Annotated in this window: 10 protein-coding genes and 1 pseudogene; 4 read left to right on the forward strand and 7 right to left on the reverse strand. The window is 52.0% G+C overall.

Annotated elements, in window-relative coordinates; all coding sequences use genetic code 11:
* Window positions 1–426: 426 nt before the first annotated feature.
* Window positions 427–744 carry an RNase P modulator RnpM gene (rnpM, locus tag AC27N8_RS28430; RefSeq protein ID WP_487071800.1) on the reverse strand — a complete coding sequence of 106 codons (318 nt, stop codon included), beginning with the start codon at window positions 742–744 and terminating at the stop codon, window positions 427–429.
* Between the two features lie 18 nt (window positions 745–762).
* Window positions 763–2013: a transcription termination factor NusA gene (nusA, locus tag AC27N8_RS28435; RefSeq protein ID WP_487071802.1), complete on the reverse strand. Its 1251-nt coding sequence runs from the start codon at window positions 2011–2013 to the stop codon at window positions 763–765.
* Between the two features lie 680 nt (window positions 2014–2693).
* Here nusA and AC27N8_RS28440 point away from each other — a divergent pair.
* The 3 genes from AC27N8_RS28440 to AC27N8_RS28450 all read left to right on the forward strand — a co-directional run bounded on the left by AC27N8_RS28440 (window position 2694) and on the right by AC27N8_RS28450 (window position 5362).
* Window positions 2694–3842: an acyl-CoA dehydrogenase gene (locus AC27N8_RS28440; protein WP_487071804.1), complete on the forward strand. Its 1149-nt coding sequence runs from the start codon at window positions 2694–2696 to the stop codon at window positions 3840–3842.
* A gap of 51 nt (window positions 3843–3893) precedes the next feature.
* Window positions 3894–4781, forward strand: coding sequence for a class I SAM-dependent methyltransferase (locus tag AC27N8_RS28445; RefSeq protein ID WP_487071806.1), 888 nt, complete (start codon window positions 3894–3896; stop codon window positions 4779–4781).
* 131 nt (window positions 4782–4912) lie between these two features.
* Window positions 4913–5362 (forward strand): AAA family ATPase, encoded by a 450-nt coding sequence (locus tag AC27N8_RS28450; RefSeq protein WP_487071808.1) that lies wholly within the window; start codon window positions 4913–4915, stop codon window positions 5360–5362.
* Here AC27N8_RS28450 and AC27N8_RS28455 read toward each other — a convergent pair.
* The 4 genes from AC27N8_RS28455 to AC27N8_RS28470 all read right to left on the reverse strand — a co-directional run bounded on the left by AC27N8_RS28455 (window position 5350) and on the right by AC27N8_RS28470 (window position 10733).
* On the reverse strand, window positions 5350–6657 hold the full coding sequence (locus AC27N8_RS28455; protein WP_487071810.1) for a hemolysin family protein: 1308 nt from the start codon (window positions 6655–6657) through the stop codon (window positions 5350–5352). The two genes, AC27N8_RS28450 and AC27N8_RS28455, sit on opposite strands and share 13 nt — an antisense overlap.
* A gap of 131 nt (window positions 6658–6788) precedes the next feature.
* Complete coding sequence (locus AC27N8_RS28460) at window positions 6789–8915, reverse strand: (Fe-S)-binding protein (RefSeq protein ID WP_487071812.1); 2127 nt, start codon at window positions 8913–8915, stop codon at window positions 6789–6791.
* Between the two features lie 18 nt (window positions 8916–8933).
* Window positions 8934–9899 (reverse strand): electron transfer flavoprotein subunit alpha/FixB family protein, encoded by a 966-nt coding sequence (locus tag AC27N8_RS28465; RefSeq protein ID WP_487071814.1) that lies wholly within the window; start codon window positions 9897–9899, stop codon window positions 8934–8936.
* A 48-nt stretch (window positions 9900–9947) separates the two neighbouring features.
* Window positions 9948–10733 carry an electron transfer flavoprotein subunit beta/FixA family protein gene (locus AC27N8_RS28470; protein WP_487071816.1) on the reverse strand — a complete coding sequence of 262 codons (786 nt, stop codon included), beginning with the start codon at window positions 10731–10733 and terminating at the stop codon, window positions 9948–9950.
* A 369-nt stretch (window positions 10734–11102) separates the two neighbouring features.
* On the opposite strand from AC27N8_RS28470, the pseudogene AC27N8_RS28475 reads away from it, so the two are divergent.
* Window positions 11103–12059, forward strand: a pseudogene (locus AC27N8_RS28475) (aldo/keto reductase).
* Window positions 12060–12080: 21 nt separating this feature from the next.
* On the opposite strand, the gene AC27N8_RS28480 reads toward AC27N8_RS28475, so the two are convergent.
* Complete coding sequence (locus AC27N8_RS28480; protein WP_487071818.1) at window positions 12081–12791, reverse strand: hypothetical protein; 711 nt, start codon at window positions 12789–12791, stop codon at window positions 12081–12083.
* Between the last annotated feature and the right edge of the window lie 156 nt (window positions 12792–12947).

A 12947-nucleotide genomic window follows, 5' to 3' on the forward strand; every position in this document is an offset into this window, starting at 1 on the left:
AAGGTCTGCCGCCCTTATCAGAATCGAAAAAGGGGACAGATCCTCGTTAGTGCAGTGCCAGGCGAATATTAGTCTGCGCTCTCAAGCGTAGGCTATGGTTTATCTAATCATAGCAATGTGCTCCGCAAATATTCGCTTCAAGCTGCCCAGTCTACGAGGGGCTGTGTCTCTATCAAGAGTAGAGAAAAAAAGAAACATTGTTCAATCCTCATCTAACCCGTAGATCAGATGCCAGTATTGAAAACTCTATTCCAAATAGTTGGAATAGGGACAACATACATACCGACTCTCAGTATAGCGTACTGAATAGATCCTGGCAATATCATCCTGCTTGCTTATCTGATGAGTTTTGACATCTTTAAGGTAAGTTGATGATATTGCCTCGCTCACATTCTGGCGCTTACCGGCACTTTTGTGGTTGTTGCCTCAGGATAATCTAGGATCACCCTTTGGCAAGGTAGCTATATATTCATCGAGAGCTAGACGATCTGCCTCGGAGATCTGTATTTCGAATTCTTTCTCGATCCGATGCTCTTTGAGCGCCTTTTGCCAGCAAGAAAGTTTGGCGCAGAGATATGCTCCTCGCCCAGATTTCTTTCCGGTGGCGTCAATGAGTACCTGACCTTCGGGGGTACGTACGATGCGTAAGAGTTCGCGCTTCGGTTTGCTCTCATGACAAGCGATACATGTCCGCAGCGGGAGGTGCTTTGGTTTCTTTTGTTGTGTTTTGACGGCTTTTACCATTGATGCCCCTCTCCCTCTCTAGTCGCGTTCATATCCGTAGCCGGACCCTGAATGACTATGACGATTCCCATTGCCACTACGATCGCGGCGATCATTGTTGCGTCGAGTCGACGAGCCATTGTCTCGTTCGTGACGACCCGTCGAACGTTCAGAACGTTCGCGTCGTGGATACGCATTCCCATGAGAAGATTCTACACTATCGTCAGCCCGCTCCTCAAAGACCTCTCCTTCGACCGGCTTCGTCACATCGACGCGCCATCCGGTGAGCTTTGCGGCCAGACGAGCATTCTGTCCATCTTTTCCGATTGCCAGAGACAATTGCTTCTCCAGCACCGTCACCAGCGCTGTATGATCCTCTTCACGCAGTTCCACCTTTAATGGTTTCACCGGGCTCAGCGAATTCGAGACAAAGGTCGCCGGATCGGGACTCCACTGGATAATGTCAATTTTTTCGTCGTTCAGCTCACGCACAATATTATTGATACGCGAACCACGCACTCCTACGCATGAGCCAATGGGATCGAGTCCCTCTTGACGCGCCACGACTGCCACCTTGGATCGACTTCCGGGCTCACGTGCGATCGCTTTGATCTCGACTGTGCCCTCATAGATCTCGGGTACTTCGGATTCAAACAGACGGCGGACGAGATCACGATGAGTTCGCGAAACAAGTATCTGTAACATACGTCCCTGGACGCGTCGCACATCATAGACCAGCACACGCAGGCGCTGACCCACGCGATTGCGCTCGCTTACCACATCCTCATTGGGAGGCATGATGCCCTCAACTTTATCGACCTGATCTAGATCGAAATCGAGGATCCAGCCACGCACAGGATCTTTACGCGTGAGCGTCCCCAGGCGGATTTCACCCACCCAGTTTTTGATTTGATCATAGAGATGCTCATGCTCAGCTTCACGAATGCGCTGGAGGATAACTTGTTTGGCTGTTTGGGTTGGAATACGAGCGAAGATGAATGATGAATCCACATCGATCATTTGACCAAGCGCGGCATTGGGAATGACCAACTGAGCCTCTGCCAGAGATACTTCCTCATTGATGTCTTTTACCTGAGCAACTACGCGCTTTGAAGCCCATACATGCACTTCACCGTTTTTATCAACCTCGATGCGAACATTTTCTCCGCCTCCAAAGCTTTTCCGGTATGCTGCCAGTAGAGCAGTAGCCACAGTCTCCATCACCACTTCGCGGGGTAAACCCTTTTCGGCAATTAGTTGTGCGATCGCCGCCTGAAATTCGCTCCTCATAACGCCATGCTCCTCCCACTTGGTGGCTGGGTAATAATTACATCAATTTGTTCGAGTGCAACGAAAAAGCGTCTGGCAAACAGAAAAGTGGGGCTTGCCCACTTTTCTTTCCATGTCCACTTAATTCTGTAGCTATTATATCACGTAGATCGTCGTTTGGCTAGAGGGAAGCTAGCCTCTTACGCCCGTAATCCCGTTACCTCAGACACCCGTATTTGACCCCCTGTGACTCGTATGAGCCCGCTTCTCAAGAATGCTTACAGTGGAACGAGATCACTGCCTGATCGTAGTGATCAAGCGAATTACCGCGCCGCTACTACGCCGTCGGCCGCGCCGTACGGACGGGCGTGGGCGTCGGAGCCGGGGTGCGGCCGCCGACGTAGCGGCGCGGCCCGCCGTGCGTCACTGCCGCGACGCCCATGCTGTGGGCCGCCTGGCGTCCCGGTGGGAGCACGCAGGCCCCATGGGGGCGTGGCGACGAGTCCGCGCCGGCGGAGCCGCGCCGCACGTCGGGAGCGCCCCCACGCCCGGGGGGACGCCCCCTACCGTCGGCGCGATGACCTTTGATAGAGCGCTACAACTGTAACGTTAGCTAGCTTCATCTATTTATGATCTGGTATATGCTATACTCGCATCTAGATAGAGTAATCGTTAAATTCCAGCAATAAAGGAGTTGGGACATGGCTGTTTCTCATGTCAGTGCAGACGAACGGGCTTTGATCGATGCTATTCGGGCGCTTGCTCAGGAGCGCATAGCGCCGCGTGCGGCTGCGATAGATCATAGCAGCGAATTCCCCTGGGATATGAAGGATCTGCTGGCTCAGCAGGATATTCTGGCGATGCCTTTCCCGGAGGAATATGGTGGCCTGGGGGCCAGCGAATTGGCGCTGGTGATGGCGATTGAGGAGATCTCACGTTGCTGTGCGACTACTGGTTTAATTCTGGCTGTACAACAACTTGGTAGTACTCCTATCTTACTCTTTGGCACCGATGAGCAGAAGCAGAAGTACTTTCCGCGTTTAGCCAGTGGGGAGTGGTTGGCGGCTTTTGGCCTGACCGAGGCTGGTTCGGGCTCTGATGCGGCGGCCATGACGACGACGGCGGTACGTCAGGGTGATAAATATATTTTAAATGGCTCGAAGCGTTTTATTACTAATGGTGGACTGGCGCAGGTCAACTCTATTTTTGCGCAGACCGATTCCTCTCAGGGGACGCGAGGCATTAGTGCGTTTATCGTCGAGAAGGATTTCCCAGGCTTTTCTGTGGGACGCATCGAGGATAAGATGGGGATCAAGGGGTCGCAGACCGCAGAACTGATCTTTAACGATTGCGAGGTTCCGGTGGAGAATCTGTTGGGCCGCGAGGGCGATGGTTTTAAGCTAGCAATGATGACGCTTGACCGTACGCGTCCAGGGATTGGGGCTCAGGCTGTGGGTATTGCTCAAGGGGCATTGGATCTGGCGGTCGCATATTCCAAGCAACGCATCCAATTCAACAAGCCTATCGCAGATAATCAAGGCATCCAATTTATTCTGGCGGATATGGCGACCAGGGTTGAAGCTTCTCGTCTTCTGGTCTACAATGTGGCTGAGCTGATTGATAGTGGCGAGAAACAATTCAGTCAATACGCTGCGATGGCCAAGCTGTTTGCTTCCGATTCTGCGATGGAAGTCACAAATGATGCGATTCAGGTGCTGGGTGGCTATGGGTACATGACGGAATATCCTGCTGAGAGGATGATGCGGGATGCCAAGATCACGCAGATTTATGAGGGGACAAACCAGATCCAGCGCCTGGTGATTGCTCGGGCTTTATTGACTGCGCAATAGATTGATCCATGCTCAGAGTCTCTATCTCACACTGAGCAAAAGGAGATGCTTATGTCCTCATTGTCTTTTGATGGGGTTGCTCATCTGTATGATCAGACGCGTGGTTATTCTGATGATGTGGCCACTCATGTGACGCGTGCCATCATCGAGCACGCGCAGGCCACTGCTCAGACCGACTTTCTTGAAGTAGGTGTCGGCACTGGTCGTATCGCCCTGCCCCTGGCTACGCTTGGACATGCATACACGGGAGTCGATATCTCTGCAAAGATGCTGGCCCGTTTGGATGAAAAGGCTCAGACTTTGGGATGGCATAAACATTCTCAGCCCTGGGGAAGTTCTCCAGATGAGGAGAAGCTAGCTTTGCCTACCTCATCTGTACGCTTTGGCCGTCTGGATAGTGCTTCGACTTTGCGTCTGGTCAATGCCGATATTACCCAACTCCCATTTCACACGGCCTCCTTTGACTGCGTCATCGCGGTGCATATCTTTCATCTCGTCGATGGTTGGCAGCAGGCTCTGGCCGAAGTGATACGCGTCCTGAAGCCCGGTGGACGGCTCTTACACTGCTGGGATACGTATGAAAAGTCCGAGACCTCGGTAACGCAAACTATGCACGAGCAGTGGTATACCATCATCAGTGAGCTTGGAGGGACGGCCCAACGTCCTGGAGCCTCAATTCCGGTCGTCAAGCACTGGCTGGCTGCCCGTGGTTTCTCGGCTGACGATGAGCCAGTCTATGCCTGGAAACAGCCAGTAGTGCCTCGTGATGCCCTTGAAGCTATCGCCAGACACTACTGGTCGAGTACGTGGTGGGTCCCCAATGATCTTTTTGCCGCATCGATAGAACGTCTCAGGGCCTGGGCCTCCGATTATTATGGCGATCTGGATCACGAATATACGCAAGATCGTCAATTTATTATCAGCACCACCATCAGGTAACGTCGCTGTGCTACTTCATTTAATCCGTGTCGAGCGAAGCGAAGACACCGTAGCGTCGCTTGACCTCTTTCTGTTTGTCTTTCAGGGCAAAACGAATGATACCCCTGATCTGTTATACTTGTCCTATGGATATGATTATTTTTGTGGGATTACAGGCTTCGGGGAAGAGTACCTTTTATCGTACCCAATTTGCATCCACATATGCCTATGTAAGTAAAGATCTGTTGCGCAATAAGAAGCGTCCGGCCATCCTTCAACAACAATTGGTTGAAGAGGCATTGCAGGCCGGACGCTCGGTTGTGATCGATAATACAAATCCCACTCCAGAGGATCGAGCGCCTTTGATTGCTTTGGGACATCAATATGGCGCTCAGGTGATTGGCTATGCGTTCGAGCTCCAACTGAAACGCAGTCTGGCCTGGAATGCTCAACGTACGGGAACCGCTCACGTTCCCAACGTCGGGATTTATGCTACGCTCAAAAGGTTAGCTGCCCCTACTTATAAAGAAGGCTTTGATCAGCTCTATACTATCAATGCTCTCGCAGATGAGCGCTTCGAAATTACTCCCTATTTGCGTTGAATGAGCACCTTATCGATGCGTCGCCCATCCATATCCATGATCTCGAACACGAAGTCGCTGATCGTCACCTTATCCCCAGTTTTGGGAATGCGACCGCTATGTGCCAGTATAAAGCCGGCCAATGTATGATAATCGCGACGCTTATCCTCATCGTTAGGGATACCGATCTTGAGCAGGACTGTCTCATAATCGGTCATCGCATCGACGAGCCAGCTACCGTCCTCACGCTGAATGATGGCCTTATCCTCGGGCTGATCATATTCGTCCTGGATCTCACCGACCAACTCCTCCAGGATATCCTCTAGTGTGACCAGGCCCGTAACCTGACTATATTCATCGATCACGATAGCGATATGAATCCCTTTGCTCCTGAACGTATTGAGGAGATCATCGACGTGCTGAAATTCGGAGATGAAGAAGGCTGGGCGCGCCAGGGCTCGCACATTGATATCTTCATCCTTCTGATTCTCGGCCCGCGAGCGCAGCAGATCCTTGGCATAGATCACTCCGACGATATTTTCCAGCGAATTTTCGTAGAGGGGGAGACGCGTATAGCCGGAGGTCATAAACATCTCAATTACCTGTGAAAAGGGCGTCCCAACTTCTATTGCCACGATTTCCGTGCGTGGAATCATCACGCTACTCACCGAGCGATCGGTAAAGCGGAAAATGCGACTGATAAATTCCTCCTCCTCGGACTCTACGGTTCCGCTCACCGCGCCTTCGCGAGCCATATAGACAATATCTTCTTCAGTCACTGTCTCTTTGGTTGGATGGTATTGTCCGATCATGCGCAAGAGCAGCACTGCCGAAAAGGTGAGCAGCATAACTATCGGCCGACCAATTTTTGAAAGCGTGTTCATGAGTGGCGAAACAGCTATGGCGATCTTCTCGGATGACTGGAGCGCCAGACTTTTCGGCGCGAGTTCTCCGATCACCAGGGTGAAATAGGTGATGCCGATCACGACGAGTGCAAGCGCGATAGTGTTCGAATAAGGCCGCAGTAACGGAATGGTCGCAATCCAGCCACTTAGAGGATCGCTGATACTTGCCCCGCCAAAGACGGAGGCCAATGTACTGATTAATGTGATGCCTATCTGCACTGTCGCTAAGAAGCGATCAGGATTTTCTGAGAGCAGCAGTGCTTGCTTGGCACCAGGAGTTCCTGCATCTGCTTGTTGTTGTAAACGTCCGCGCCGTGCCGAAACAATAGCAATTTCTGAAGCAGAAAAAAAGCCATTGGCGACAATAAGTATAAAAATAAGGACTATTTCAATGCCCATAAAACCGCTCATCGTATTGATCCCCTTCGGAATAGAGATTATTTTAAGGTTTATTGTATCATGGAGGAGTGCCTTAGGGGCGATTGACATAAAAATAGGAGGATCGGTCACAGGTGTAACCTCTCCTCCCCATTTTTTAGGACTTACTTGGCTTCGATGGCGCGCACGATGATCTCTGAGATATCCTCAATTTTCATTTTCTCTTCGGCCTCGACGCCCTTAACTCCGTCCTCGAACATGGTGATGCAGAAGGGACAGGCGGCCGCCATGACTTCTGCCTCTGTCTCCAATGCCTCATTGACGCGGGTCTGATTGATGCGCTTGCCGACCTTTTCCTCCATCCAGACGCGACCGCCGCCGCCGCCGCAACAGAAGCTCTTGTTGCGATTGCGACGCATCTCAGTGACGCCATCGTTGTTGAGCACCTTCAGGACACGTCGCGGCTCCTCGTAGACGTCATTATAACGTCCGACGTAGCAAGGATCATGATACGTCATCTTACGCGTGTCGAATCCGGCTGGCAGCTTCAGCTTATCGTTCTCCATCAACGAATCGATGAAGACAGTGTGATGGATGACTTCATAGTCGCCACCCAACTGTGGATATTCGTTTTTGATTGTATTGAAGCAGTGCGGGCAAGCAGTGATAATCGTGCGATGTTTTGTCTGTGTTGCCACAGCTGTCTGACCGTCTTGGCCATCGCTGCTGGCAGGCTTCTTTGTATTGAAGCCGTAGCCATCGAGGGTCTCGATATTCTGTGTGGCCTGCATCTGCCAGAGATATTCATTGCCGATGCGCCGTGCGGGATCGCCGGTACACGTCTCCTCGGGACCCAGGATCGCGAAATCGACGTTGGCCGCCTTGAGCACTTTGGCGACCGATGTGGCGACCTGCTGATTTCTCTGATCAAACGATCCCATGCAGCCGACCCAGTAGAGGACGTCCGCATCAGGATTCTCAGCCAGCAAAGGAATCTCCAGGTTAGCGGCCCATTCGGCACGCTTATCGTTACTGATCTCCCAGGGATTGCCGTTGCGCTCGATGTTATTGAAGAGCGAAGTGACCTCCTGGGGGAAGTCGCTCTCCTCCATCACCAGCGAGCGGCGCATGTCGACAATTTTCGGTACGTGCTCGATCGATACTGGACAGATCTCTACGCAAGCCATGCAGGTCGTGCAGGCCCAGAGCGCTTCTTTCGAGATGATGCCGCCGATCATTGGCTCATGATGCGCATCCTTCTCTGCTTTCGTCTCATCGGCTTTGACCGCTGCGATCCCAAATCTGTTGTAGATAGAATTTTCTCCCAGGATCGCAGCACTCTCGACGAACAGCGCCTCTTTGGCTCCCAGGATAATCTCCTTAGGAAAGAGCGGCTTGCCAGTCTGCTGAGCAGGACAGACTGTATTGCAGCGACCACATTCGGTACAGGCATAGCCATCCAGGAGCTGCTTCCAGGTGAACTGCTCCACCTTCGAGACGCCATAATCGTCGCGCTCCTCGATATTTTCGATCAGCGGTAGAGCTCCTTTTGGCTTATAGCTGCGGAAGAAGACGTTAAAGGGAGTCGCCAGTAAGTGCAGATGCTTGGAACGTGGCAGATAGATCAGAAAGCCGAAGACCGTGATCATGTGAGCCCACCAGAAGACGCGGTAGATGATGGTATCGGCGGCCGGGCTGATGCCTTTGAGTAATGGATAGAATACGGCTCCGATAGGAGTCCAGGCGGCTCCTGCGGTCGCGGCATACTCAAAGGCTTCCACGAGGGCGAGCGTGATGATAACCAGAAGGATCAGGCCGAGAATGATGAAGCCATCCCAGGGACCATGCAGCGAGCTGCTAAGCTGCTTGGGGCGGACGATGCCACGCCGAATGGCGAAGACGACGAGTGCAAAGAGCACCAGCACGACAAATACATCGAGAATTGTGGCAAAGGCTGGACTCGCGCCGATCCATGGCAGCGATCCATTAAAGGCTCCGAGCATGAGATTCAGGAGGCCGAATTGGATCAGGATAAAGCCCCAGAAGGTAAAAAAGTGTGCGATACCTGGGATGGGATCGCGTAGTACTCCGCTCTGTCCCAGCACGACTTTGAAAAAAGCACCGACACGATCGTTCATGTGGTCGGTGCGATTCTCGGGACGCGCTTTGACGAGGAGGGTGATTAATCTTCCTGCACGCGTCCCAAAGAGTGCCAGTGCTGCGATAAACAGCAAAACAAAGAGCGTGGTACCAAGCCATCCCCCGGTGGGTGAAATTGCAGGGGGAGTCATATAAGAACCTCCGTTGGTTTATGCTTTTCGTCGTTTCACTTCGCTGGTGAGTTGTGGTAGGATTGTGACTGCATCGCCAATGATTCCCAGATCGGCGACGGAGAAGATTGGAGCATGTTCGTCTTTGTTGATCGCGATAATATATTTTGCTCCCTTCATTCCGGCCAGATGCTGGATCGCTCCGCTGATACCTGCGGCGATGTAGAGCGTTGGCTTGACTGTCTTGCCTGTCTGCCCCACCTGATAACTATAAGGTAGCCAACCCAGGTCCACGATAGCGCGTGTGGCACCAGGAGCGCCATCCAGCACGACCGCCAGCTCCTCGATAAAGTGATAGTTTTCCGCTTTGCCGAGTCCGCGTCCGCCACTGACAACAACCGTAGCATCTTCCAGAGCAGGACCTTCGCTCTTGACCTCGATCGTCTCAATCACGCGTATTGTTTGTGCTTCCGCGCTGATCGTATCGCTGAGCGTCGTAATCTCGGCCGTACGTCCCTCATATTGCTCGATGGAGAAAGCTTTGGGACGCGTCAGCACGATGCCTGGACGTTGCTGTGTGAATGTTGTTGTGACAACCGTCTCGCCACCCCAGGGAACGGTAACTTTCAACCCAGCGCCGTCTACCGTCAGATCGGTGGCATCTGTGATCAGTCCCATCTCGCTGCGAATGCTCAGGCGAGCCGCAATATCGCGCAGGTCATAGGTGGTCGGGAGCAGTAAGACCGTTGGTTGCTGCTGTTTCAGCAGGGAGCTGATTGTCTCGACGGCTGGCAGCGTTAGATAGTTGTCATACGTGGCATCTTCATGGACGTAGACGTGTTCCGCGCCATATGTTCCCAGAGTTGCGGCAACGCTAGCAGCGCCACTGCCAAAGATAATCGCCTCGGCCCGACCAAGTTTGGCCGCTTTGCCCAGAACTTCTAGCGATGAGCGTACCGGGACCCCGCCTTCCAGCTCTACCAGAACCCAAATAGTGTCTGTCATTATGTACCTCCTCGTGCAAAATCACGTCATCTCTCATGGATACAGGTATTAGAGTAACTGGTAACGCTGCAAAAATTCTGCGATCTGCTGCGCGGCGTTCCCGTCGTCTTTGATGATCTGTCCAGCGGCGCGTGCTTCGGCTGTGCCGATCGATAGCACCTGCTCGCGTGCGCCAGCCTCACCAACCAGTGTCGCATCTACGCCGATATCGGCCAGTTTCAATTGTGAATAAGGCTTTTTCTTTGCCCCCATGATCCCTTTCATGGTTGGATAAATGGCTTCATAAGAGCCACTCGCAATTGTGATCACGGCTGGCAGAGCGCTCTCGACGGTTTGATATCCTTTGGGGATGACGCGTTTGATAACGGCTTTCTGTCCTTCAATCTTGATTTCGCGTGCGAAGGTGAGCTGGGGGATATTTAAAAATTCTGCGATCCCGCCCGGGACCATACCTGTATAGCCATCGGTGCTCTCAGTTGAGCAGAAGATCAGGTCCGCGCCCTCTTTTTTGAGCACTGCGGAGAGCACACGTGCGGTACCAACTGCATCTGAGCCAGCCAGAGCCGGATCGGTCACCAGGATTGCGCGATCCACACCCATGGCCAGAGCGCGTCGCATCGCCTCTTGAGCCTTATCGGGACCCATGCTCAGAGCGACCAGCTCGCTATTGCCGACCATATCGCGTATCTTTATCGCCGCAGAGATTGTACTCTCATCGCCCGGGTCCAGGACAAGTGACACACCACTACGTACAAGTCGTTTTGTATCTGGATCAAGTTTGCTTAGCGTAGTATTCGGATCAGGAACCTGTTTTATACAAACAAACATCTTCATTGTTTAGCGCCTCGTCTTCTAGTGTAGTGGACGTAGGATTATAAAGGGAAACACCATCGTTTCTCAGAGCTATTTTATTGTACCCATCCGAAAAATCACGTGTCAATGTAACTGGCTAACAATATTTGCGTAGCTACCGCCTTGCCATCCCTCTCAACGTGATGATTTTCCGCTATAGGGATCATCTGGTTGCTATGGCGAGCGTAGATGATGCACTGTTTGCGCCTGGCTGGATGCATGGGATAAGATAGGATGCAAAGAAGATGCTTTACTATTCATCTTTCCCGGCGTTTCGATGAGGTTAGTTTTGGAAGACTTTTCTGGTCGGAAGTGACGTAGAGATTAGCTGTTTGATCACTGGAGAATCACATGCAGAAAAGACATTTAGGTGATACCGATCTCGCTATTACCCCGCTTGGCCTGGGAACATTTGCGCTGGGTGGAGAGGGTTGGCCAGCGGCCTGGGGTCCACAGGATGATAACGAGTCGATTGCCACGATCCAACACGCGCTCGACCTTGGCATCAATTGGATCGATACGGCTGCTGTCTATGGTTTCGGGCACGCCGAGGAGATCGTTGCTCGTGCTCTTCATGGACGCAGTAATCGTCCTTATATCTTTACCAAAGGCTCACGGCTTGCTACCGCTGATGGCAAGATCAAAGGTAGCTTAAAGGCCGCCTCGCTACGTAATGAGGTAGAGGCAAGCCTGCGACGTTTGCAGGTCGATGTGATTGATCTCTATTAGATCCACTGGCCCGATCCAGATGCCGATATCGAGGAGGGCTGGACGACGCTCGCTCGTCTCAGAGATGAAGGCAAGATTCGCCACATCGGGGTATCAAATTTTAATGCCCGACAATTAGCGCGAGCGCAACGGATCTCACCCATCAGCTCATTGCAGCCACCCTATTCTTTAATCAGGCGCGAGGTCGAAAATGATGAGCTCGAATTTTGCTTGCAGCATAATATCGGAGTGATTGTCTACTCTCCGATGGCCTCAGGTCTGCTGACTGGCACATGGAGCGAGCAGCGTGTCAAAGATCTTCCAGCCACCGACTGGCGTAGTCGCAGCAAAGATTATACGCCGCCGCGTCTTCAGCGTAATCTGGCGCTCGCGGAGACATTGGCGGAGATTGGCCATTCCCATGGTCGTTCAGCGGGCGAAGTCGCCATCGCCTGGACCTTACGTCATCCAGCCGTCACGGGAGCCATCGTTGGAGGACGTCATCCGGCTCAAGTTGATGAAATCATTGGAGCTGGCGACTTCCGTCTCGATGATCAAGAGATTGGGCAGATCGAGGCCTACGTTCAGGAGTATCCCTGATCCCATTTCGTTTCTATTGATTTATTTTTTTGTTAAGCGGGATAGGAAGCTGGCTCCGACGGCTACGAAGCCAGCTACGAACAATGGGATGCTTGTGCTTGCGCTGTGTGTGATCGATAGGAGATAGATGCCGAGGATTTCGAGCAAGATACCTCCGACTAACAGCAATGTTGTAGCCAGAGGCGTCTTCTCAAATGGTCGGATGATCTCTTCTTGAGCGTAGATGGGGGTCTGTGATGCGTCGGCCTGGACTTGTATTTGATCGGCTGACGGTTGCTCGTTGGTATCCGTCTCCGTTGCCTCCATGGAATCCGGCGAGATCTCATCTGGCGTTGCTATGTGCGTGTTCTTTTCTGTAAGCATACGCAGGGTGTCGTAGAGTTGGACGCTTTTTTGTTGAGGAGTTCGAATGTATACTTTATGTGTACTATCACTGATCATAATCTCGCGAAAGATCGGTTCATAATTTTTTTTCCGCCACATGACTGTACCTATATCGGCGAGAGTGATCGTCTCAATGAAGATGCGTTCACGAGGAAAACTTCGATAATAATAGCCCAGCAGGCGTTGGTTTGTGACAATCACATCGCATGCCGTGCTATGGTTATTCGTACCACTATCCCAGATGGCGGGGAGGGCTAAGATAGGCTCCTCACCTGCTTGCATCTGTGCACGTAATCCTCTCAGATGCTTAAATATTTTGTCCGCTGCTGTGCTTGTTGTATCCGGCATGCTTGATCAGAACCTCTCTCTCTCATTTGCGAAAATTATAGCACATGTGCTCTGGTTGTCCATGCTGCTCTCTTACTCTGATGGGGGATGTAACAGATGAACAACTGGCAGCAGACAAATCATACTCGATATTGCTCACTTTGCAGCTCTGAAATG

Source organism: Dictyobacter sp. Z7_2 (assembly GCF_057551105.1).

What these genes read in the sequence shown, in the direction of transcription:
- rnpM (WP_487071800.1), bottom strand. Translation starts at nt 744, where the DNA reads ATGGTAAAAGCCGTCAAAACACAACAAAAGAAACCAAAGCACCTCCCG.
- nusA (WP_487071802.1), bottom strand. Translation starts at nt 2,013, where the DNA reads ATGAGGAGCGAATTTCAGGCGGCGATCGCACAACTAATTGCCGAAAAG.
- AC27N8_RS28440 (WP_487071804.1), top strand. Translation starts at nt 2,694, where the DNA reads ATGGCTGTTTCTCATGTCAGTGCAGACGAACGGGCTTTGATCGATGCT.
- AC27N8_RS28445 (WP_487071806.1), top strand. Translation starts at nt 3,894, where the DNA reads ATGTCCTCATTGTCTTTTGATGGGGTTGCTCATCTGTATGATCAGACG.
- AC27N8_RS28450 (WP_487071808.1), top strand. Translation starts at nt 4,913, where the DNA reads ATGATTATTTTTGTGGGATTACAGGCTTCGGGGAAGAGTACCTTTTAT.
- AC27N8_RS28455 (WP_487071810.1), bottom strand. Translation starts at nt 6,657, where the DNA reads ATGAGCGGTTTTATGGGCATTGAAATAGTCCTTATTTTTATACTTATT.
- AC27N8_RS28460 (WP_487071812.1), bottom strand. Translation starts at nt 8,915, where the DNA reads ATGACTCCCCCTGCAATTTCACCCACCGGGGGATGGCTTGGTACCACG.
- AC27N8_RS28465 (WP_487071814.1), bottom strand. Translation starts at nt 9,899, where the DNA reads ATGACAGACACTATTTGGGTTCTGGTAGAGCTGGAAGGCGGGGTCCCG.
- AC27N8_RS28470 (WP_487071816.1), bottom strand. Translation starts at nt 10,733, where the DNA reads ATGAAGATGTTTGTTTGTATAAAACAGGTTCCTGATCCGAATACTACG.
- AC27N8_RS28480 (WP_487071818.1), bottom strand. Translation starts at nt 12,791, where the DNA reads ATGCCGGATACAACAAGCACAGCAGCGGACAAAATATTTAAGCATCTG.